At 71.5% G+C, this 22,450-nt stretch carries 15 protein-coding genes; 2 read left to right on the forward strand and 13 right to left on the reverse strand.

What is annotated here, in order from left to right; all coding sequences use genetic code 11:
* Window positions 1-288 precede the first annotated feature (288 nt).
* The 10 genes from MXD61_RS15740 to MXD61_RS15785 form a co-directional block, all read right to left on the reverse strand.
* A complete protein-coding gene (locus tag MXD61_RS15740; RefSeq protein ID WP_248814009.1) occupies window positions 289-1,683 on the reverse strand; it encodes an FAD-dependent oxidoreductase in 1,395 nt (464 codons plus the stop codon).
* 538 nt (window positions 1,684-2,221) lie between these two features.
* Entirely contained in the window at window positions 2,222-3,196 is a 975-nt protein-coding gene (locus MXD61_RS15745; protein ID WP_248813994.1) for a ParA family protein, read from the reverse strand.
* A gap of 717 nt (window positions 3,197-3,913) precedes the next feature.
* On the reverse strand, window positions 3,914-4,978 hold the full coding sequence (gene pheA / locus MXD61_RS15750) for a prephenate dehydratase (RefSeq protein WP_374629022.1): 1,065 nt from the start codon (window positions 4,976-4,978) through the stop codon (window positions 3,914-3,916).
* 112 nt (window positions 4,979-5,090) lie between these two features.
* Entirely contained in the window at window positions 5,091-6,821 is a 1,731-nt protein-coding gene (locus MXD61_RS15755) for a dihydrolipoamide acetyltransferase family protein (protein WP_248813996.1), read from the reverse strand.
* Between the two features lie 3 nt (window positions 6,822-6,824).
* Entirely contained in the window at window positions 6,825-7,877 is a 1,053-nt protein-coding gene (locus MXD61_RS15760; RefSeq protein ID WP_374629018.1) for an alpha-ketoacid dehydrogenase subunit beta, read from the reverse strand.
* Window positions 7,874-9,151, reverse strand: a complete 1,278-nt coding sequence (gene pdhA, locus MXD61_RS15765; RefSeq protein ID WP_248813997.1) for a pyruvate dehydrogenase (acetyl-transferring) E1 component subunit alpha — start codon at window positions 9,149-9,151, stop codon at window positions 7,874-7,876. Before pdhA ends, MXD61_RS15760 begins: the two co-directional genes overlap by 4 nt.
* Window positions 9,152-10,090: 939 nt before the next feature.
* Window positions 10,091-10,927, reverse strand: a complete 837-nt coding sequence (locus tag MXD61_RS15770) for an undecaprenyl-diphosphate phosphatase (RefSeq protein WP_248813998.1) — start codon at window positions 10,925-10,927, stop codon at window positions 10,091-10,093.
* Between the two features lie 178 nt (window positions 10,928-11,105).
* Window positions 11,106-11,354, reverse strand: coding sequence for a DedA family protein (locus MXD61_RS15775; protein ID WP_248813999.1), 249 nt, complete (start codon window positions 11,352-11,354; stop codon window positions 11,106-11,108).
* Entirely contained in the window at window positions 11,336-11,740 is a 405-nt protein-coding gene (locus tag MXD61_RS15780; RefSeq protein WP_248814002.1) for a DedA family protein, read from the reverse strand. Before MXD61_RS15780 ends, MXD61_RS15775 begins: the two co-directional genes overlap by 19 nt.
* On the reverse strand, window positions 11,737-12,594 hold the full coding sequence (locus tag MXD61_RS15785; protein WP_248814003.1) for a hypothetical protein: 858 nt from the start codon (window positions 12,592-12,594) through the stop codon (window positions 11,737-11,739). The genes MXD61_RS15780 and MXD61_RS15785 overlap by 4 nt, the downstream gene beginning before the upstream one ends.
* Before the next feature lie 139 nt (window positions 12,595-12,733).
* Between MXD61_RS15785 and MXD61_RS15790 the strand changes: the two genes are divergently transcribed.
* Complete coding sequence (locus MXD61_RS15790) at window positions 12,734-14,194, forward strand: M20/M25/M40 family metallo-hydrolase (protein ID WP_248814004.1); 1,461 nt, start codon at window positions 12,734-12,736, stop codon at window positions 14,192-14,194.
* A gap of 21 nt (window positions 14,195-14,215) precedes the next feature.
* Here the strand turns inward: MXD61_RS15790 and MXD61_RS15795 are convergent, their stop codons facing one another.
* The 3 genes from MXD61_RS15795 to MXD61_RS15805 all read right to left on the reverse strand — a co-directional run bounded on the left by MXD61_RS15795 (window position 14,216) and on the right by MXD61_RS15805 (window position 16,628).
* Window positions 14,216-14,956, reverse strand: a complete 741-nt coding sequence (locus tag MXD61_RS15795; protein WP_248814005.1) for a TylF/MycF/NovP-related O-methyltransferase — start codon at window positions 14,954-14,956, stop codon at window positions 14,216-14,218.
* 99 nt (window positions 14,957-15,055) lie between these two features.
* Complete coding sequence (locus tag MXD61_RS15800) at window positions 15,056-15,394, reverse strand: transposase (protein WP_248814006.1); 339 nt, start codon at window positions 15,392-15,394, stop codon at window positions 15,056-15,058.
* 16 nt (window positions 15,395-15,410) lie between these two features.
* Window positions 15,411-16,628 (reverse strand): lytic transglycosylase domain-containing protein, encoded by a 1,218-nt coding sequence (locus MXD61_RS15805; RefSeq protein ID WP_248814007.1) that lies wholly within the window; start codon window positions 16,626-16,628, stop codon window positions 15,411-15,413.
* Between the two features lie 944 nt (window positions 16,629-17,572).
* Between MXD61_RS15805 and MXD61_RS15810 the strand changes: the two genes are divergently transcribed.
* On the forward strand, window positions 17,573-22,396 hold the full coding sequence (locus MXD61_RS15810; protein WP_285223284.1) for a DNRLRE domain-containing protein: 4,824 nt from the start codon (window positions 17,573-17,575) through the stop codon (window positions 22,394-22,396).
* The last annotated feature ends 54 nt before the right edge of the window (window positions 22,397-22,450 follow it).

Consider the following 22,450-nt stretch of genomic DNA (forward strand, 5'->3'; position numbering starts at 1 on the left):
GTTTCTCGTGCGGGCCTGAACAGGTCATACCCCGAACGGGCGTCGACTTCACGAGGTCGAACCCGAAATGAGGTATGGAAGACAATTGAAGTCGGTCATGTTCCAACCGCCTTCGCGGAATTCAATGAGGCATTGTTCCGTAATTCGCGCTGATTAAACCGTCGTGACGACCGCGAGCGCGGGAGCGCGCACGTCGGTTCGGCGCAAGGTGACCGACGCCCCGCGTCCCGCCCCCCGTCGGTGCCAGGCCGGCCTCCCCACGTCCCGCGCTACCGTGGGGGTCACGGGTCACCTGGGGGTGACGGACTGGCGTTCCAGGGCGATGTCGAGCAGTTCGTCGGTGAGGACCAGCTTGACCCGCGGCCGGCCGCTGGCGGCGCCCGCGGCCCGCTCGGCGGCGTCGATGAGCCGCCAGCCGTCCTCGGTGACCAGGTGCGGCTGCCGTTCGAGCAGCCAGCTGACGATCTCGACGTCGTGGTCGAAGGACACCCCACGATCGTGGCGGCGCAGCGAGCCCTCGGCGAGATCGGCGAACAGTCGGGCCACCGTCTCGGCGGCGCACTTGCGGTTCGTGCCGATGATGCCCGTCGGCCCGCGCTTGATCCAGCCGGCGACGTACTCGCGTTCGGCCCCGGTGACCCGGCCCCGCTCGTTCGCGATCACCCCGCGCCGCTCGTCGAAGGGCAGCCCGCCGAAGGCGACCCCCCGGTAGCCCACGGCCCGCAGCACCAGGTTCGCGGGCACCGTCTCCCGCTCGCCGGTGTCGACGGCGCCGACCCAGCCGTCCTCACCCACGGTCAGCGCGTTGCGGGCGAACACGACCTCCTCGACCCGGCCGTCCCCCCGGATCTCCAGTGGGGTGCGCTGGAAACGCAGCGCCACGCGCCGCCGCCCGGGGGCCGCCGGCGTGTCCGCGTACCCACGCAGGACGGCGAGGTTACGCTTCGCGGCACGCGAGAGCGCCTCCTCACCGGGCTGTGGCCCCACCTCGGCCGGGTCGACGTCCACCCCGGACTCGGTGAACTCCGGCAGCTCCCGCAGCTCGGGTGTGGTGAACGCGGCCTGCGCGGCGCCCCGGCGACCGACCACCATGACCTCGGTGATGCTGCTGTCCCGTAGCGCCGTCAGCGCGTGGTCGGCGATGTCGGTGCGCCCGAGCCGTTGCGCCGGTGAGCACAGCAGCCGGGCCACGTCGAGCGCCACGTTGCCCGCGCCGATCACCACCGCGCGCTCGCCGCTCAGGTCGAAGCTGAAATCGGCGTACTCGGGATGGCCGTTGTACCAGCCGACGAAGTCGACCGCCGACACGCTGCCCGGCAGGTCCTCACCGGGAATGCCCAGACGCCGGTCGGTCTGCGTGCCGACCGCGTAGAGCACCGCGTCGTAGCGGGCGGTGAGTTCCTCGCGGGTGACGTCCCGTCCGATGTGCACGTTGCCGAAGAACCGGAAGTTCTCGTGCGCGGCGATCTGCTCGTACACACCCGACACCGTCTTGATCTTCGGATGGTCCGGCGCGACCCCCGAACGCACCAGCCCCCACGGCGTCGCCAACCGCTCGAACATGTCCACCCGCACCGGCACCGCCGTCTGCTCCAACAGCGAGCTCGCCGCGTAGAACCCCGACGGCCCCGACCCGACGACCGCCACGATCAACGGCTTGCCCGCGCGCGGGGACGGGGCCATGGCCGCCGGGCTCGCGGTGCTCGGGCCTGCGGTGGTCGCGTCAGGGGTGTTCGAGCCAGGGGTGTTCGGGTCCGCGGTGGACTGGGGTGTGGTCGCCTGGGACACGGTTCCTCCCGTTCTCCCGGCACCGCTCGCTTTCGCGGACGCGCGTGGGCGGCCGGCCGGGTTCGGGCGCCCGAACCGGCGGATGCCGTCGGTCGCCGGGGTTCTGTGGCATCACCCGTCTCGTACCCGTGACACCTGACACGGTGCACGATCCGGGAATTCCGGTTCGACCCGCCGACCTGCGCTCGACGATTCCTGCACGGAACGCGTGGACACTCCTCGGTCGGCGGTCGATGTCGGCGGTCGATGCGCCCGAACGGGATGACCGTTCGAACGTCCTTCCTCAACGTAGAGAATCCAACTACGTGACGCAAGGACAGCACCTGTCACCGGCCGCGCGTCCACCCGACCCGCACCCGGGAAGCAGCCCGGGTCCAGCCGTTCGGGGTCCAGCCGTTCGGGGTCCGGTCGTTCGGGGTCCGGTCGTTCGGGGTCAGATGTCGCCGCGCCAGCCGCGCAGGCCCTCGGAGCCGAGACCGGAGGCACCGAGCCGGCGCAGGAACTCCTCCACCAGGTCGACGAGCTCCCGGGCGACCTCGTACGGCGTCTCCATCGACAGCACCGCGGGCAGCTGCGCGTCGGCGCTGCCGGAGAACGCCCGGTTGCTCGCCCGCAGCATCGCGGTGAACACCGGCACGCCGAGCTCGTCGATCTGGTCGATGTGCCGGCGCAGGAAGCTCGTGGGCCGTCCCCGGTAGTACTGCACCATGATGAGCACGACACCGAGCACCCGCGGGTCGAGCTTCTTGACCGCCGGACGCAGTCCCGACTGCAGCTCGGCGACCCGGTTGAACTCCCAGACGAACCGGCTGAGCTTGCCCAGCATGTGCTCGATCCCGAGGGTGGAGAGCAGGTCGGGACGCGCCGGAATCAGCACATGGTCGCACGCCGCGATCGCCGCCCTCGTGACGACGCCGAAGTGCGGCGGGCAGTCGATCACCACCAGATCGTAGGCGTCGGCGTCCAGCGACTCGAGCCCGTGGGACAGCCGCTGGTAGACGTCGAAGTAGTGCCGGGTCGAGCGATGCGCCTGCGCCCCGCCAAGACGTGCGGTCAGATCCATCTCGACGTCGCCGAGCGCCAGATGGGACGCGATCAGGTCCAGCTGCCCGCCGCCCGCGCTGATCGCCTCGGCCGCCTCGGGCGGCGTCGTGATGTACCCCTGCAACGACGGCGCCGTGGTGTCCGGCCGCCAGGTCTCGAACCACGCCTTGACCGTGCGTCGCTGATCGGCCAGTTCCGTGCGCCAGACCTGCGGCCGGTAGAAGGAGAAGGTCAGGTTCGCCTGCGGGTCCAGATCCACCATCAGCACCCGCTTGCCGAGCCGCGCGATCGCCGTCCCGATGTTGGCCGTGAGCGTCGTCTTGCCCACCCCACCCTTGTAACTGGCGACCGCCACCACCTTCACGGCATCCTCACTTCACTACCTCGGCTCGTCAGCTCATCAGCGGCCAAACGGTCATCCCATCCGTGCACGGCTCACAAGCAGACTACGGCGATGCCCTGATCGGCCCGTTCTGTCACCCTGTCATCCACGCCCGCCCTACCCCGCCGCCCGCCCCCCACCTCCCCGGCCCGCGGCCCCCGTCCGCCCTCGCCTCACCGGCGTCTCCCGGGACGGACCCCACCCGGCCTTCGGTCGCCCCGGCGGTATCCGTCCCGGAGCATTCGTCGCGTCGGTGCGGTCTTCCGCGACCTCGACATCGCCGGATGGCAGAGTCGAATGCACCCCTCTGATAACCCAGAGTTATCGCCTGGAGGTGTAGGGCGCGGGAGGCAGGTCGCCGACCCTTCGTCCAGGCCTGTCACTGGGCGCAGCCCCTGGCAGCGATGACGCCGCCAGGGGCACGCCTGGTGGTTGCGCGGGGACAGCACGTGGACGACGGACGCGACTGAAGATCCACTAGGAGTGACCTGGATCGGCCGCGGCGCGGCACGAGCGGCGCGGGGAGGGGGAGCCGGCCGTGCGGATCGGTGCTCAGCGCGTGCGGGGGTGGACGGAGGTCCTCCCCGTCTGGGCGGACGAAGGTGCCCCTGACCGGGCGAGCGAGGATGTGCGCGTCACCTGGATGGCTCGGATGGGCGGACGCGGGTGGATGGCCCGCACGGGCATCCCACCAGAGGGTCAGGCGGCTTCGCGGGGATTGGCGGCCTCGGGGCCGTCGAGGCAACGGGCCAGCCAGGCCGCGGCGCGCGTGTAGGCCGGATCGTCGTCATGGTCGGGGTCTCGCGGACCCGGCACCGCTCCCCTCGCCGGCACACCGGCCGGGCCCAGGGCCGGGACCGTGGTCGCACCCATCGCGCGACCGTGCGGCCAGGGGCGTGGGCGTGGCCGTGGCCGGGGGCGGGACTCGCCGGCCCGCGGGTAGGAGCCGAGGAAACGGACCTTCGGGCACAGCCGGTGCAGGCCCATGAGCGCCTCGGCGACCCGACGGTCGCTGGCGTGGCCTTCGGCGTCGAAGGAGAAGCAGTACTGGCCGAGGCCCTCGCCGGTGGGGCGGGATTCGATCCGCAGCAGGTTCACCCCCCGCACGGACCATTCCTGCAGCAGTTCGAGCAGCGCACCGGGATGGTTGTGGGCGAGCCAGGCCACAGCGGAGGTCTTGTCCGCGCGGGTGGGCAGGCCGAGGGGTCCGGGCCGGGCGACCAGGACGAAGCGGGTGGTGGCGCCGGCGACGTCGTTGATGTCGGTGAGCAGCGCCTCGAGGCCGTAGCGGCGGGCGGCGAACGCGCCGGCGAAGGCGCAGTCGAAGCGGCCGTCGCGGACCAGACGGGCACCTTCGGCGTTGGAGGCGGCGGACTCCCACTCGGCGTACGGCAGGTAGGTGGCCAGCCAGCGGCGGACCTGGGCCTGCGCGACAGGATGGCCGGTGACGGTCTTGATCTCGTCCAGCCGGGTGCCCGGGCGGACCAGCAGCGCGAAGCTGATCGGCAGCACCACCTCCCGGTCGATCAGCAGGGGCTGGCCGGTGGCGAGTTCGTCCAGGGTGGTGGTGACGGCGCCTTCGACGGAGTTCTCGATGGGGACCAGGGCGCCGCTGGCCTCCCCGCAGCGCACCGCGTCCAGGGCGGCGGTGACCGACGTGGACGGGATGAGGTCGGCGTTCGCCACCTCGGGCAGCGTCCGTAGGGCGATCTCGCTGAAGGTCCCCTCGGGGCCGAGATAGGTATAACGGGCCCGCACGGGCACGGCAGACCTCCTTGTGGAACGGGCGGCGCCCGCGGGCGTCACGGACAGGAGGTAGGGCACGGACGGCAGGTGATCGGCGGACTGCTCGGAGCTGGTCATCGGGAACCGCGGGTCACAGGTGGCGCAGGAGCGCCGTCGGGTCCTCGGTGGCATCGGCGACGAAGCGCAGGAACGACCCGGCCGTCGCACCGTCACACACCCGGTGATCGAAGGTGAACGACAGCTGCACGACTCTGCGGACGGCGAGTGCTCCCCGCACCACCCAGGGTCGCTCGAGGATCCGTCCGACACCGAGCATCGACGTCTGCGGAGGGGCGATGATCGGCGTGGCCCCGTCGACACCGAACACGCCGTAGTTGTTCAGCGTGAACGTCCCGCCGGTGAGCTCGGCCGGGGTGAGCCGACCGGCGCGGGCAGCCCCCGTCAGGCGGGTGATCTCGGTGGCGAGCTCGGCGGTGGTGCGCCGGTGGGCGTCGCGGACGACCGGAACCGTGAGGCCACGCGGGGTCTGGGCGGCGAAGCCGAGGTGGACGCCGTCGTGGTGGCGGATGCCCGTCGCCTCCCCGTCGTCGTCGGTGACAACGGACGAGTTCAGCTCGGGTGCCCGCAGCAGGGCCGCGACGCACACCCGGGCGAGGATCGCCAGCAGCCCGATGCGCGGCTCGGCGCCGCCCGCGTTGAGCGTGTCCTTCGCCGCGAGCAGGGCGGTGGCGTCCGCGTCCACCCAGCAGGTCGTGTCGGGCACCTCGCGGCGACTGCGCCGGTACACCTGCGCCGCCCGCCGCCGCAGCACGTCGAACGCCTCCACCCCGTCCGGCCCGATCGGGCCACGCACCGCCGTGACCGGCGAGGCCGCGGCCGACAACGGCGCCGTGATCGGCACCGCGGGCGCGAGCGCTGCTGCCGGTGCCAAGGGTGCCAAGGGCGCGAGGGGTGCGAGGGGTGCGAGGGGTGCGAGGGGTGGTGGGAGGGGTGCGTCGGGGGCGGGCCGGGGCCGCGGGGCGGCGATGGCGCCCTCGACGTCGCGGCGCATGATCAGGCCGCTGGGTCCGCTGCCGTGCAGTGTCCGCAGGTCGACGTCGTGGTCGCGGGCCAGCCGGCGCACCAACGGCGAGACGACCGAGAGCGACCCGGCACGCCCGGCCCGGGAGCCGCCGGCGTCCACCGCCACGGCGGACCGTCCCGCCGCGGCGAACCGCGCGTCGGCGGTCTGGCTGTCCGTGGTCTGGGCACCGGTGCTCTGGGCGCTGGCGGGGTGGGCGCTGGCGGGGTGGGTGCCGGGGAGCGTGCCGTGGTGGCCGGGGCGGAGGGTGACCTCAGGTCGGGGGATCGGGATGACCGTGCTGCGACCGGCACCGCTGTCGGCGCTGACGGGACGTCGACGCCGCGGGCGGCGCCGGTCGGGCTCGGTGCTCACGCCGTACCCGACCAGGATGTTGCCTGGCCCGTCCGGGCCCTCGGCGGACGGGTGGAGCTTCAGGCCACGCGCACGCCCTGGTCCGTCCGGGCCAGCGGTGCCGTCCGGGCTGCTGGTGCCGGGCAGGCTACTGGTGCCGGTCGGGCCAGTGGCGCTGGTCGGGCCGGGGGTGCCGTCCGGGGCGGGGGTGGCGATGGTGATCAGGGGGGCGCCGACGAGGACGCCGGTGCCGGCGGGGCCCGCGAGGGAGGTGACGACGCCGGCGTACGGGCAGGGGACCTCGACGACGGCCTTGGCGGTCTCGACCTCGGCGACGGGCTGGTCGATGGTGATGACGTCCCCGACCTGGACGAACCAGCGGACCACCTCGGCGGACACCAGGCCCTCACCGAGGTCGGGCAGGGGGAACTCGCGAACCGCGGGCACGGGCTACTGCTCCCATTGAAGTCGGGCGACGGCATCCAGGATGCGGTCGACGCTGGGCAGATGGTGCTTCTCGAGCATCGGCGGGGGATACGGGATGTCGTAGCCGGTGACGCGCAGGACGGGGGCGGCGAGCTGGTGGAAGCAACGCTCGGTGACCCGGGCGGCGATCTCCGCGCCGATCCCGCCGAAGCCGCTGGCCTCGTGCACGACGATGGCGCGTCCGGTGGCCCGCACCGCGGCGCTGACCGTCTCGTCGTCGAAGGGCACCAGCGACCGCAGGTCGACCACGGCGAGGTCGAAGCCCTCCTCCTCGGCGGCCCGCGCCGCCTCCAGGCAGATCGGCAGGCTCGGTCCGTAGGTCAGCAACGTGGCGGACGTCCCGGTTCGGCGCACCACCGCCCGTCCGATCGGCGCGGTCTCCTCGAGGGGTCCGGTCGTCCAGTACAGGCGCTTGGGTTCGCAGAGGACGACCGGGTCGTCCGAGGCGATCGCGGCGCGCAGCAGGCCGTAGCTGTCGGCGACCGTCGCCGGGGTGACCACGTGCAGACCCGGTGTGTGCGCGTAGTACGCCTCGCTGGAGTCACTGTGGTGCTCGACCCCGCCGACCCCACCGCCGTAGGGCACCCGGATGGTGATCGGCAGGGCCATCCGTCCACCGGTGCGGTTGCGCATCTTGGCCACATGCGAGAAGAGCTGCTCGAACGCCGGGTAGGCGAACGCGTCGAACTGCATCTCCACCACCGGGCGCAGCCCGTACATGGCCATGCCGATGGCGGTGCCCAGGATGCCGGCCTCGGCCAGCGGCGTGTCCAGGCAGCGGTCCGGGCCGAACTCGGCGGCCAGGCCGTCGGTGACCCGGAAGACACCGCCGAGCGCCCCGACGTCCTCGCCGAGGATGTGCACGGTCGGGTCGTCCCGCAGGCTGTCGCGCAGCGCCAGGTTGAGCGCCTTGACCATCGTCATGGACGTCGCCGCCGGCTCGCCCGCGGGCAACCCGACCGGCCTCCCCACCGGCGTCCCGGCCGGTTCCGAGGTCACTGCCGCGGCGCCGCTCATCGGAGGTCCCCCCTGCCGTCGTGGTCACGGTCCAGCTGGCCGCCAGCGCCCTCAGCGGCGTGGTCGGCATGGTCGGTGTGGTCGGCATTGTCGGCATGGTCGGTGTGGGAGTTGTCGGCGGCGAACTCGGCGTCGAGGGCCAGCCGGGCGTCCAGGTCGGCGGCCTGCTCACGCAGCTGGCTGGTCGGCGTCGCGTAGACGTGCGCGAACAGCGACCGCGGGTCGGGCTCGGGGGCCGCCTCGAACTGGGCGCGGATCCCGGCGGCGAGCTCCTCGGCCTGCGCCGCGAGCCGCTCGGCGGTGGCGTCGGTGAGCTGGCCGTGGGCCCGCAGGTGTGCTTCGAGGCGGGTCAGCGGGTCGCGGGTCCGCCAGTCGTCGACCTCGGCGGCGCTGCGGTAGCGGGTGGCGTCGTCGGCGTTGGTGTGCGCCTCCAGCCGGTAGGTGATGGCCTCGACCAGCACCGGTCCGCGTCCGGCCCGGGCGTGCGCGACGGACTCGGTGAGCACCTGGTGCATGGCGAGGGCGTCGTTGCCGTCGACGAGGCGTCCGGGCATCCCGTACCCGACGGCCTTGTGCGCCAGCGTTGGTGCCGCCGTCTGCTTGGCCAGCGGCACCGAGATGGCATAGCCGTTGTTCTGCACGAGGAACACCACCGGCGCGCGCAGCACCGCCGCGAAGTTCAGCGCCTCGTGGAAGTCGCCTTCGGAGGTCCCCCCGTCACCGACCAGCGCCAACGCCACCACGTTGGCGGCGGACGCCCGCGGGTCGGCCGCCGCCCGCAACCGGGCGGCGTGGGCGAGCCCGACGGCGTGCACGGCCTGGGTGGCAAGCGGCGTCGCCAGCGGCGCGATCCGATGCTCGTACGGGTCGTAGCCGCAGTGCGAATGCCCGCGCATCAGGGTCAGCGCGTCGATCGGAGCCACCCCGCGCGCCACCACGGCGAGGGTGTCCCGGTAGCTGGGAAACAGCCAGTCCTGGTCGGCGAGCACCATCGCCGCCGTCACCTGGCAGGCCTCCTGCCCGGTGGACGCCGGGTACACCGCGAGGCGACCCTGCCGGGTCAGCGTGGTGGCCTGCCGGTTGAAGCGACGGCCGAGGACGAGCCGGCGATACAGGTCAAGGGCCAGGTCCGGGTCGCCGGTCACCGCGGCCCTGGTGCCGAGCACCTGCAACGGTTCGGCGTCAGGCAGCAACGGCGCCGGGTCACGGCGCGGGCCGCGAAGGCCCACCGACCCGACAAGATCGGTCGGCACACTGTCGTGGACGATGGTCATGACCCACCTTCGGACTGGGCAACGAAAATCAGAGAAACGCCAGGACGGACGCCGCGGCACCCGCCCCATCCGGACCACGCCCGTCCGACCACGCGAGGCGACAGCTGCCGGTCAGGACGTCGCGTCGGGTCGGGGTAAGCGGTCCGCGAGGACGGCCGCCGCGTGCCGTAGGGCGGTGTCGCCGGTCCGTCCGGCGAAGTACCCCCCTGTTTTCCATGTCGGTGGTTACGCCGACGTGAATCGGCGTCGAGCGGCCGGAAGCTGATCTGACCGGCCGTCACGACCGATTTTCCACGGCCGTCCGGCGAATGTGCCGTGGCGATAATCACGCCAGGTTGACACTACAACCAGGGTGCCAGGAGACCCACCTTCGACGGGCCGTAAAAACTGCGCCGACGGCCCGTCCGGGGAAGCGCCGGTGCCGGCGTCGGGATTTCCGCTACGGATTTTCTTAACGGGTGGCGCACCGGTCGGCAATCCGGTCGCCCAACGGTGCCCGCCACCGGTCGTGAGCGGTCGCCGGCAGTCGCCACGGCGGACGGCGGCCGGGCCGTCACCTCGGATGCCCGAGCCCTTAGGTGCCATTGTCCGAAGGTTGAGGCCGGAACATCAGATCGTCCGGGCCCGTATTGCTTTTCTGGTTTTGTGTCGGCCGGTGTCGCGATAGTCGGAAACCCGCCGAACCAGGGCGGTGGCGGATCGGGTGCCCGCCGGTGGCGGGGCGGCCGACCGGCCACGCGACGTCCTCGACGTCGTGGATCGTCCCGCCGAGGCCCGTGTGGGACCTGGTGCCCGTGTCCTCGCACGGGCCTCGGCCGGATCTGGTGCTGCTGCGCCGCTGGGAGTGCGGTGCTGCGGTGCTGCTTGGGGTGCGGTGCTGCGGTGCTGCTTGGGGTGCGGTGCTGCGGTGCTGCTTGGGGTGCGGGGGTGCGGGGTGGGTCAGGCGGTGAGGGCGCCGGTGGTGAGCAGGCCGACCAGCAGGGCGGCGATGACGAGACGGTAGGCGACGAAGGCGTCGAAGTTGTGCGCGGCGACGTACTTGAGCAGCCACGCGATCGAGGCGTAGGCGACGACGAACGAGACGAGGGTGCCGACGGCCAGCGGGAAGGCGGAGACACCGCCACCGACGGCGTCCTTGAGTTCGTAGAGACCGGCGCCGGTCAGGGTGGGAATGGACAGGAAGAACGACAGTCGGGTCGCGGCGACACGGTCGAGGTCGCGGATGAGGCTGGTGGAAATGGTGGCGCCGGAGCGGGAGAAACCGGGGAAGAGCAGGGCGAGGATCTGCGCCGAACCCACGATCAGGGTGTCGGGCAGGCTGATGTCGTCCTCACCGCGCTTGTGCCGGCCATAACGGTCGGCGAACCACATGAGTCCGCTGCCGGCCACCAGCGACGCGGCGACCACCCACAACGAGGCGAGTGGGCCGTCGATGAGCGGTTTCGCGGCGACGCCGACGAGAACGACGGGGATCGTCGCGTAGATGACCCACCAGGTGAAGGCGTAGTCGTGGTTCTGCCGGGCCGCGGGATCGCGCAGACCGCGAAACCAGGCGGTGACCAGGCGGCGGATGTCCTTGAAGAAGTAGACCAGGACGGCCGCGATCGCACCGACCTGGATCACGGCGGTGAATCCGACGACCGCCTTGTCGTCCACCTTGATGCCCAGCAGACCTTCGGTGATCTTCAGGTGGCCGGTCGAGGAGACCGGGAGGAATTCGGTCAGGCCCTCGACGATGCCGAGGAGCACGGCCTGGCCGACGCTGATGGAGCTCACGTGATCGATACCTTCAGGGATCCAGGCGCGGCGGCTGGCCGCGCGTTCGGTGGACCGGGCGGGCGGTGCCGCCACGCCGGCGACCCGACCCGTCTGCCCCGGGATGGTCTGCTGCGATCCGCACAGTAGAACACCGTGCGTACGCGTCCGAGCCGCGGGTCACCTCGCGGGGGCGCCCTCAGCCGCGCGGGCGCGCCGCGCGCCGTCCGGATCGGTACTCGCGCAGGACGGGGATCGCCGACACGGCGACGATGACCAGGGTGATCGGGAGGAGGTACCGGTCGATCGGCACCACCCGTCCGAGCGCGTAGCCGAGCAGCGTCAGCCCATCCGCCCACAGCAGCCCGCCCAGGATGTTACTGACGGTGAAAGCCTTCACCGGTACCCGCACGACGCCGGCCAGCGGGTTCATGAACGTTCGCACCACCGGGCCAGCACCACCGCCCGTCCGAACCCGTACCGGCGCAGCACCTCGTGTGCCCGTTCGACGTGTTCCCGGTGGAACAACCGCGAGTTCGGACGGTCGAACAGCCGCGTCCCGAAACGCCGTCCCAGCAGGTAACCGGTCTGCGCACCCGCGATCGCCGCGACCGCGACCCCCGGCAGCACCGTCGCGAGGTTCAGCCGCGGCCCGGACGCCGCCGCGTCCGCCGCGCACAACGCCCCCGCGAGGAACAACAGCGAGTCACCCGGCAGGAAGAACCCGACGAACAGGGCCGTCTCGGCGAAGATGATCGCCATCAGCCCCAGTAGCCCGACCGAGGACGCCACCGACGAGGCGTCCAGCACATTGAGCGCGAACCCCCCGGTCACAGCCGTGCCACCCCTGCCGTCCCTGCCGTCCCAGCCGTCCCAGCCGCCTCAGTCGCCTCAGTCGCCTCAGTCGTTCCAGCTGGCGGGTCGAGCCGCGGGGCCTGGACGTCGGCGCGGGTGCGGGCCGCGTAGGCGACGAGCCCGACGATGACCACCGTCGCGAGGGCGCTGACCACCCCGTCCCCAAGGCCGAGGCCATGGCGGTGCACCGGTTTGCCGAACCAGTCGGCGAACGAGGCACCCAGCGGACGGGTCACCACGTAGGCGGCCCAGAACGCGGCGACCTCGCCGAGCCCGCACCAGCGCCGGGCGAACGCCGGCACCGCGATGATCGCGGTGAACATCAGTCCGGACGCCAGGTACCCCAGGTGCAGCGTGTCGGCGGTCAGATCGCCCAGCGCTGTGCCGAGCGCGAACGTGGCGAGCACCGTCGTCCAGTAGTAGTGCTCGCGACGACGGGTGACAATCGAGTGGATCGACAGCGTGCCCTCGGTGCGGTGCCAGCGCCACAGCACGGCGGCGAGCACGAGGGCGTAGAACACCGTCGAGCCGACATGCCCGATCGGCGGCCCGTCGGCGGCCATCGTCCCGAACACGGCGAGCATCACCACCGCGAACCAGTAGACCGAGGCCTGGTAGCGCCGGCTCCGCAACTGCAACCACAGGGCGGTCGCGAACCCGCACAGTCCGACCGCCGCGGCGAGGACGAGGTTCACCGACGCGAGGAAGTCGGCCGTGGCCTCACCCATCCCGGTGGAAAGGATCTTGATGGTCCAGAACAGGCCGGTGATCTCGGGAACCTTCGCGGCGACGGGCTCATCACCAGGCAGTAGACGAGAGACGGACGACCGCATGCACATACCTTTCCGAGGTGGTCGCGCGGGCACCCCGAGAACACCACCGCGGCGGTGTGAGGACCGTGTGAGGCGGACCGTGAGCGACGCGGTGAACCTCGGTGACGGCCCGGGTGGCGACGGTCCGTACGATCGGCGGATGGCTGACAGCCGCGCGCCCCATGCCCCGTCCAGCGCCTCCGCCACCAGTGCCCCCGCCACCGGCGCCGGCACCATCGCCAGTGGCGACGCGCTGCTGCGAGGGCTTGGGGGATATGTCTCCGAGAGCCGGCCGGAGTTCGAGCGCCGCCTCGCCGAACTGGTCGGTATCCCCGGGGTCAGCGCCGATCCGGCGCGCGCCGCCGACATCGCGCGCACGGCCGAGCACGCGGCGACCCTGCTGCGCGACGCGGGCCTGTCCGCGCGGATCGTGGCGACCCCCGGCAACCCGGTCGTCGTCGGCGAACACCACGCCGGCGCGGACCTCCCGACCGTGACGATCTACAACCATCTCGACGTCCAGCCCGCCGACCGGGCGCAGTGGCGCACCGAACCGTTCCGCCTGACCATCGCCGGTGACCGCTACTCCGGTCGGGGCAGCACGGACGACAAGGGTCCGGCGCTGACCGCTCTGCAGGCCGCCCAGTTCGCCGTCGGACACGAATGGCCGGTCAACATCCGGTTCGTCTGGGAGCTCGAGGAGGAGATCGGCAGTCCGAACTTCGAGGAGTTCGTCCGCGCCGAACTACCGCGGCTTTCCACCGATGTCGTGCTGGTCTCCGATTCGATCTGGATCGCCGCGGACCGCCCGGCCATCGACTACGGCCTGCGCGGCCTGGTCACCTTCGAGGTCACCCTCACCACCGGCCACAACGACACCCATTCCGGGCTCACCGGCGGCCCGGCCCGCAACCCGCTCACCGAACTCGCCGGGCTCATCGCCGAATGCGTCGACGCCACCACCGGACGGGTCCTCATCCCCGGTTTCGCCGACGCCGTCGCTCCCGTCGCCGACGACGAACTCGACGGTTTCGTCGCCTCCGGTTTCGACGTCGAGACCTTCATGGCCGCCCACGGCCTGACCTCGCTACGGACCACCGACGTCCGCGAGGTCGTGCGCCGCATCATGGCCGAACCGACCTTCGAGGTGCACGGCCTGACCGGCGGTTACACCGGCCCCGGTGTGAAGACCATCGTGCCGCCGTTCGCCACCGCGAAGCTCAGCACCCGGATCGTCCCCCATCAGGACCCGCAGGCCGTCTTCACGCTGATCCGCGACTTCATCACCGCCCGCCACCCCGACGCCGTCGTGGAACTCGAAGCCGCGATGCCCCCGTACCTCGGCCCCCGCACCGGCCCCTACGCCGACGCCGCCGCGGACGCCGTCGAATACGCCTTCGGCCGCCGCCCCGCCTTCGTCCGCGAAGGCGGCTCGATCGGCGCCGTCCTCACCATGGACCAGTACCTCAAGGCCCCCGTCATCCTGATGGGCCTGAGCCTGCCCAGTCACGGCTACCACGCCCCCAACGAGCACTACGACTGGACCCAGGCCGCCGGCGGCATCCGCATGTTCGCCCACTACCTCGCCCACCTGGCCAGCCAGACCAGCCAGGCCTCGTAGGTGTCGCGGGACGGACGCCGTTCAGCACATCGAGATGTTCCGGCGCCAGCCAGAGACGCTACCGGGCGAGGACGCTACCGGGCGGGGACGATGCCAATGGCGCCGCCTTCCGGGCCGAGACGGTTGAGCAGCAGTGGGTAGTTCGTGCGCCGCCACGTGTTCGTCGACGGCCTGCTGGGCACCCTTCCACCAGCCATAGTCGTCGATGATGAGCACGCCGCTCGCAGTGGTGCGCGGGTAGAGGTGCTCCATCTCGTGCCGGGTCGACTCGTACCAGTCGGCGGGATAACCGATCCGGGCGACGTTCGCCCGCACCTCGTCGATCGACACGACGCACCAGGCGGAGTCGGCCTTGCCCCGGTCGGAACGCGAGAGCAGGCCGGCGGCGGTCTGCCCGTCGGGCGCGACGTCGAGGTCGGTCGGCGCCGACATTCCCTCGAAGGTGTCGAACAGGTAGAGATGGCGCGAGGTGTCACCGAGCTGCAACAGCGTGCGCGCCGCCGCCATCGTCGACCCGCCGGCCCACACCCCGCACTCGACGATGTCCCCGGGTATCCGGTGGCGAACGACGTAGCGGACGCCCTGGATGAGCCCGAAGACCTTCGCCTGGTCGGTGAGGGTGTATGGCGCCGACTCGCGGATCGTCGCCAGCGCCTGCGCGTCCATCCCGGCCGGAACCTCCCAGCCCGGCCTGCGCACCACCTCGAACCCGGTGCGCTCGACCGCCCGGCGCACGTAGTCCTTGACGAGCTTCCGGCTCACGAGCTGCCTGGTGGTCCCGGTCGCCTCCCCGGCGGTCTGATGACTGTGTGGTCTGGTGACTGTGTGTCGGCGTACCGTCGTGCATGGGTAAGCATGTTCTCACAGGGGGCGGACGGCAGGGTCGCGGATCGCGGACATCCGGTTGCTGACGGGTGGTGTGGCGGTGGCGCGCAACAGGTCGAGGGCGCGTCGCAGCTCGGTGTTCTCGCGGGCGAGGCGGCGGATCTCGGCCTGGTGCCGGCGGAGATCCGCGCGGGCATGGTCGGCGGTGGACTCGGCGCCGCGCACCCAGGTTCGCAGGGTCTCCGCGCTGATGGCGAGGGCGGCGGCGATGGTCTGGATGGCCGCCCACTCGGAGGCGTGTTGCGGGCGGGTCTGTCTGACCTGGGCCACGGCCTGCGCGCGGAAGGCGGGGGCGTAGCGGGTGGGGCGTCCCACGATGTCTCGTCTCCGTTCAGTGCCGCGCCGACGATGGGCGGCTCGGTGTCAGGGGGTGGAGGTCGGCGCGCGGGGAGATTCCGAGCCGCTCTGGGGAGTGAGGGGAACGACGAGCAGCGCATCGTCGGGCGAGACCGTGGGGCTGCCTTCCTTCGACGGGCCTGCTGGGGACGTGGTGGCAGCCGGATCGCTGGTCGGCGCGGGGAAAGGGGTGCCCGTGCGCCGTCCGAGGGTGGAGGGGACAGGGGACGGTGTGGGGCGCGGCGACGGGTCCGCGGTCGGCGCGGGGGTCGGCGATCCGCCGGATGCATGAGGCGCCGCGGCGCCGGTCGTCGCAGGTGATCCCACGGTCGCCGAGCCGGCCACGGAGGTGGCCGGGGCCGGAGCGCTCGCCCGTGCCGGTGTGGGCGACGGCGTGGGTGCGGGCGGCGCGAGGGCGGCGGGGGAGCTGGTCGTCTGGCCTGCCGGTGCGATGACGGTCGGGGCGGGCAGCGCGCCGAGGGCGGTGTAGGCGGCGCTCCAGGCGAGAACGGCGCGCGCATAGCTGTCCGACGGGTTGTAGGTGAGGATCGCGGCCCGCATGGACTGCCGGTTCGGCGAGGTCGTGGTGGTGGCCGCACAGGTAACCGGCGGCGGCGAGGGCGGCGTCGTCGACGTTGTGCGGATCGGCGTGCCCGTCGCCGGAACCGTCGCGGCCGGCCCAGGCCCAGGTGGTGGGGATGAACTGCATCGGTCCGACGGCCCGGTCGAAACGGCGGTCGCCGTCGAGCCGGCCGGAGTCGGTGTCCCGGATCAGGGCACGGCCATTCTGACCGTCCAGCGCGGGGCCGAGAATGGGGCTGGTGATGGTGCCGTCGGCCCGGATCGCGCGGCCGACACCGTGGCCGGACTCCACCCGGCCGATGCCGGCGAGCAGCTGCCAGCGCAGGTGGCAGCCCGGCCAGGCGGTGGCCGCCCGCTGCTCGGCCGCGTGGTAGGCGGCCAGTACCCGGGTCGGTATCCGGCGCTCGGTGGCGGTGAGCGTGACGGTGCTGGCCGACGAGCCCGGCTCCGTAGCGCCCGGACCAGTGCTGCCGGTGGTTTCCGGTGCGCCTGCCACCGGCTGCTCGGCCTGGCCGGCGGGGGTGGGAGCGGCGTCGGTGTTCGGCGGGTGGGCCGCGATCAGCGGGGGAACATCGTTGTCGTAGTCGCGTGCCGGCGGGTGTGCGATCGTCGCCGGGGCCGCGGTGGCCATGCTGGTCGCCTCCGGCCCAAAGACGCCGGGGCCGAGGCCGACGGCGCCGAGCAGGCCGATCACTGTGAGGGTGGCCAGCAGACCGGTGGCCGGCCCGCGCCTGACGTCCGGCCGCCGCGCGTGTCAACCCGAGCCACGTGCGGGACGCCTGGCGCGGTGGCGTGCGGTGCGGTCGGCGGCACGCCGATGCCGGCTCATACCGAGGGCCTCCCTTGTCCTGAGGGGTCGGTGCGCGCCGCCCGGTTGACGCACGTGAAAGCCACCTCCTCCACTCCAGGGGTGCGGGTGGGAAGGGCCAATGCCGGAAACCGTGACGGAACCCGGCAGGTCGGCCCGCCACATTCCTGCCCCTGAAATGCGGTTTCCGCGGGTGCCGGCCCCTACCTTCCGACCAGATGGACGACGGCAGCCAGATGCGTAACAACAAGATCTTTATTTACTCCGATCCGAATCAGGACTCTGACATAGGCGCGGCGTGATTGCCACCCTTTCCTGGAAAGAAGTTCCCTGCTGCCCGCAACGATCATTCTCGTCGGCGGTGTTCTTCGTTGCCCAACGATTGCGGTCATGTGTTACGGCGAAGTAACACCCCATTGAGTGACCCAGATAACACATTTAACCGATGGTGTCGATCGATGATCGTTCTGACTGGATGTGGTCACTGGAAGTTCAGGTCCCCCCGAAAAGCTGCAGCTCGCGACCTTTTCTCTTCACAGAAGGTAGCCGACTCCGAGAGTGCTTTCGCGTGACTGTCACCTGGAGTAGCTCTACAGCAAAGCAACGCCGGTCCTGATTCCTGTACCGCGCTCCGCTGTGCTGTCAGTTTCGGTGGTCCGCGCGGCCTGCCGTTCCCCTCGGCGGCCGCGCGGACATCCGTGTGCGGATCTCTTTGTTTCCGGTGGATCGGAGCTGGCCTGATGTGGACGTCGCCCAGGCGCCCTCGCATGTTGTTCACCCGTGTTCTCGGGCTGCTGCTGGTCGCGGTTCTGGCCATGACGGTCGCCGAGTTCGTGCCGGCCACGCGGCACGTGGCCCAGGCGGCGACCGCCGCGCAGCCGCCCCCGGCGGACGCCGGGCCGCCCGAGCGCCCGGATCTCGTCTCGGCGCAGCTCGCCGCGCGTGCGGACAAGCGCCGGATCGAGGTCACCGACGCCCGTACCGAGTCGACGTCAACGTTCGTGAACCCGGACGGCACGATCACCGTCGACTCCTACTCGGGCATCCGCCGGGTCCACCGCGCTGACGGCTGGGCCGACGTCGACTCGACCCTCGTCCTCGCCGATGGGAAGGTCACCCCGAAGGTCGCCAAGGCGGGCATCGTGCTCTCCGCCGGCGGCAAGGCCGGCGGCGACGTCGCGACCCTGGTCGACGGCCCCCGCGAACTTGCCTTCGCCTGGCCGGACGCGCTGCCCGCCCCGACCCTCGCCGCCAGCACCGCCACCTACGCCGACGTGGCCCCCGGCACCGACCTGGTCGTCAAGGTCACCCCGACCGGCTACGACGTGCGGATCGTCGCCCACACCCCCGCGGCGGCCCAGGCCGCGCTGCGCCTGCCGATGCGCCTCAAGGGCGTCACCGCCACGCGGACCACGGACGGGGAGCTGCGGCTGTCCGCCGGCGGGAAGGTCACGGCCCGCTCGCCCGTCCCGCTGATGTGGGACGCCCACGTCGACCCGAAGGCCAAGCTGCCCGACCACACCCGTGAGGTCGACGCCACCCTCGACGGCACCGCCGCGGCGCCCACCCTCACCCTGAGGCCGGACAGAGCCTGGCTCACCGACGCCGCCCGCCAGTACCCGGTCACCATCGACCCGGCGGCGAACCTCGCCGACAACCTCGACACCGACGTCAACAACGCCAACCCGACCACGAACTACGACACCGGCGACACCCTGCGGGTCGGCAACTACCTCGGCGCGGCGGTGAACCGCTCGTTCCTGCGCTTCGACGACTCGGCCATCAAGAACCGGCACGTCACGTCCGCCGCGCTGAACCTCTGGCAGGGCGGCTCGGCGACCTGCACCGCCGAGCCGACGGTCGTGCAGGGCGCGGGCGGCATGAGCGCCGGCACCACCTGGAACACCCAGCCCAGCGCGGATGGCACCAACTGGGGCAACGCCACCTTCAACAACGGCGGCTCGTGCACCGGCTCGGGCGGCACGAGCATCACCATCACCGGCCTCGTCGACGCCTGGGCGCACAACGGCTTCGCCTCCCCGGAGGCGCTGACCATCCGCGCCCCCAACGAGACCGACGCCAACCAGTTCAAGTACTTCTACTCCGGTGACACGCCCCTGGCCCCGTTCATCTCCACGACCTACAACTCCTACCCGACGACGATCGCGGGCCGGTCGACCTCGCCGTGCTCGGCGCAGTGCGGCGGCAGCCCGGCCACCGTCATCACCAACTCGAAGACGCCGACGCTCAGCGGCATCACCACCGATGACGACGGGGGCACCGTCCGCCTCGACTTCGAGGTCTGGAACGCCGCCGGAACCACCAAGATCACCGATGGGTCCACCGACTACATCGGTCAGAACACGCTGGGCAGCTGGACGGTCCCGGCTGGGCTGCTCACGAACGGCACCAGCTACGAGTGGCGGGCCCGTGCCTACGACGGCGCGGACTACTCGCAGGCCTGGTCCTCGTGGATCCCCTTCACCATCGACACCACGGCCCCGGCGGCGCCGAGCGCTCTGACATCGGCGGCCTGGCCCTCGGGTGGCTGGTCCGGTACGACATCCGGCACAGTGTCGTGGACCTCCCCGGGCGGTGACACGGCCGGCTTCCTCTACGGCCTCGACGAGCCGTCCCCGTCGACCTCGACGACCGCGACCACCAGCGCGACGCTCACCCCCGCCGCCGGCCTGCACACCTTCTACCTGCGCACCATCGACAAGGCGGGCAACCTCTCCCCGGTCGTCACCTACGCGTTCGGCGTCGGCAACGGTGCCTTGGCCTCGCCCGAACCACAGTCCCGGGCCCAACGGTTCGTGACCCTGCGCGGCGAGGCGCCAAGCGCACAGGTCTCGGTCGCCTACCACTACCGCAAGGGCACCGACTCCGGCCTGCCCTGGCTGGACGTGCCGACCGGCGCCGTGACCACCCAGGGGACCACCTCCCATCCGAGCTGGCCGGTGACCCGCAACGGCGCGGGACTGTTCGACAACCAGATCTGGAGCCTGCCGACCACCTTCGCCGGCAACGACGGCCCGGTGCAGGTCCAGGCATGCTTCGCCACCGCCGGCGGCACGATCTCGTGCACCGCGGCGACGACGTTCCAGTACACGATCAACGCCTTCAGCGACTCGAACGCCACCGCCAAGGTCGGTCCGGGCACGCTGGCCCCGCTGACCGGCGACTTCTCGGTGCCCGCGACCGACGTGACGATGCCGACCTACATCGGCACACTGTCCGTCGGTAGAACCCTGACCACCCTGACCCCGCCGGGGGCGATCTCCACGCCGGCCGGGGTGTTCGGGCCGGGCTGGACGTCGAACATCCCCGGCCCGGCGTCGGGCTCGGCGAACCGCACCCTCACCGACAACACCGACTCCGGCGGCTACGTCACGCTGACCTCCGCGGAGGGCGCGCCGGCGGTCTACACCAGGGTCGGCTCCGGCAGCTACCCCTACCACTACGCCGGAGTCGCCGACACCGGCGCGGACGGGTCGGCCCTCACCAAGGACTCGGCCACCCAGTTCACCCTCACCGAGGTCGATGGAACCCGAACGATCTGGAACTCGGCGACGGTCGGCGGCGCGACGATCTGGGTCGACGACCGGGTGACGGAACCCGGCAACGCGAACACCTCCACCTTCACCGTCGACGGCCAGGGGCGCACGACCCGCATCCTCGCCCCCGTCCCGGCGGGAGTGAACTGCTCGGGCACCCTCGGCGCCGGTTGCCGGGCGCTGACCATCACCTACGCGACGTCGACCACTGCGACCGACAACGGTGGGGATCCGGCGACCTGGGGTGACTACAACGGGCGGATCAGCTCCATCTCGATGACCCTCAACGGCGCGGCCCCGGTCGAGGTGGCCCGTTACAAGTTCGACACCACCGGACGGCTGCGTGAGGAGTACGACCCCCGCCTCGACACCGGAGGCGGTCATCTGGCGACCTTGTACTGGTACACCGCCGAGAACCGGGTGCTCGGCTACATCCCACCGGGCGAGGAGACCTGGAACTTCAACTACGACGGCTACGGCCGGCTGATCAGCCTGACCCGGGCACGCCCCGGCGGTGCCGGCAACGCCACCCAGAGCATCGTCTACGACCTCCCACTGTCAGGCGGTTCCGCGCCGGTCGACATGTCGCCGTCCGCAGTGGGCACCTGGGGTCAGCTGGATCTGCCGTCGTTCGCGACGGCGGTGTTCCCGGCCAGCCATGTCCCGGCGTCGTCGCCGGGCGCCTCCGACTGGCCTTTCGCCGACCTGACCTACATGGATGCCAATGGCCGGGCGGTGAACTCCGCCTCCTACGGCGCCGGCGCCTGGCAGATCACGACGACCGAGCACGATCTCCGTGGCAACACCGTCCGCGCGCTGACCGCGGAAAACCGCGCCCAGGCGCTGTCGCCCACGGCTGATACCGACCCGACCGTCGCGGCCCTCACCGATTCCGCCGCCCGCGCCCAGCTACTCGACACCGACACCACCTGGTCCGCCGACGGGGTGGTGCCGGTCGAGGCCTACGGGCCGAAGCACCGCTACGTCACCAACGGTGGTGTCCACACGTCGGCGCGGCTGCACACCCACACCGACTACGACCAGGGCGCCCCGGGTGGCAGCGTCGTCTACCACCTGCCGACCACGGTGACGACGACCGCCTACGACGGCAGCAGCGACACCGATCCCCGCAAGGTGATCAACGGTTACGAGGCGAAGACCGGCGCGGACGGGGCCACCTCCGGGTGGACGCTGCGCAGGCCGACGACGGTGACCACCTGGATGGGTGGCGGGTCCGACCCGGACGTCGTGCGCACCTCCTACTACAACCTGGCCGGCAAGCCAGTGGAGGTCCGCCAGCCGAAGGCGAACGCCGCCGGCACCGACGCGTTCACCACCGTCACCTCCTACTTCACCCCGACCGGCTCGGGCGGCTGCGTCAACGCGTCCTGGGCGGGCCTGACCTGCTCGGAGGGTCCTGCGGCGCAGCCGAGTTCGGGTAACGCGCTGCCGGTCACGGCCTACACGTACAACAACCTCAACGAACCACTGACCGCCGTCGAGACCGTCGGTTCCACGACGAGGACGACGACCACCGCCTACGACGCCGTCGGCCGCAAGACCTCCGCGGCCCTCGCGGTGAGCCCCGCAGCCGACGGCGGCACCGCGGTGCCGACCGCGACATTCGGCTACAGCACCTCGACCGGACTGCCGACCACCACGACCGCGAACAGCGTCACCCTGACCACCGTTTACGACAGCTGGGGCCAGGTCACCTCGCAGACCGACGCCGACGGCAACACCGCGACCACCACCTACGACATCGACGGCGCGCCTGCCACGGTCAACGACGGCAAGGGCACCTACACCTACACCTACGACAGCTCCACCGAGCACCGTGGCCTGGTCACGAGCCTGGACGTCGGGGCAGGTTCCGCGCCGTCGACGTTCACGGCCACCTACAACGGTGACGGCGCCCTCGCTTCCGAGACCTATCCGAGCGGTCTGGTCGCGACCAGGAAGTACGACAACACCGCCAGCCCCACCGCTCTGACGTATGCCAAGAGCGGCACCCTACCCGTCAAGATGAGGTGAGTCAGGCGATGGCTATCATCTTATGACCTGGGCGGGTTGGGAGAGGAAGATCGT

This window comes from Frankia sp. AgPm24 (assembly GCF_023243055.1).
Taxonomy (GTDB): domain Bacteria; phylum Actinomycetota; class Actinomycetes; order Frankiales; family Frankiaceae; genus Frankia; species Frankia umida.

What these genes read in the sequence shown, in the direction of transcription:
- MXD61_RS15760 (WP_374629018.1), bottom strand. Translation starts at nt 7,877, where the DNA reads ATGAGCGGCGCCGCGGCAGTGACCTCGGAACCGGCCGGGACGCCGGTG.
- MXD61_RS15810 (WP_285223284.1), top strand. Translation starts at nt 17,573, where the DNA reads ATGTTGTTCACCCGTGTTCTCGGGCTGCTGCTGGTCGCGGTTCTGGCC.
- pdhA (WP_248813997.1), bottom strand. Translation starts at nt 9,151, where the DNA reads ATGACCATCGTCCACGACAGTGTGCCGACCGATCTTGTCGGGTCGGTG.
- MXD61_RS15785 (WP_248814003.1), bottom strand. Translation starts at nt 12,594, where the DNA reads ATGCGGTCGTCCGTCTCTCGTCTACTGCCTGGTGATGAGCCCGTCGCC.
- MXD61_RS15740 (WP_248814009.1), bottom strand. Translation starts at nt 1,683, where the DNA reads ATGGCCCCGTCCCCGCGCGCGGGCAAGCCGTTGATCGTGGCGGTCGTC.
- MXD61_RS15805 (WP_248814007.1), bottom strand. Translation starts at nt 16,628, where the DNA reads ATGGCCACCGCGGCCCCGGCGACGATCGCACACCCGCCGGCACGCGAC.
- MXD61_RS15790 (WP_248814004.1), top strand. Translation starts at nt 12,734, where the DNA reads ATGGCTGACAGCCGCGCGCCCCATGCCCCGTCCAGCGCCTCCGCCACC.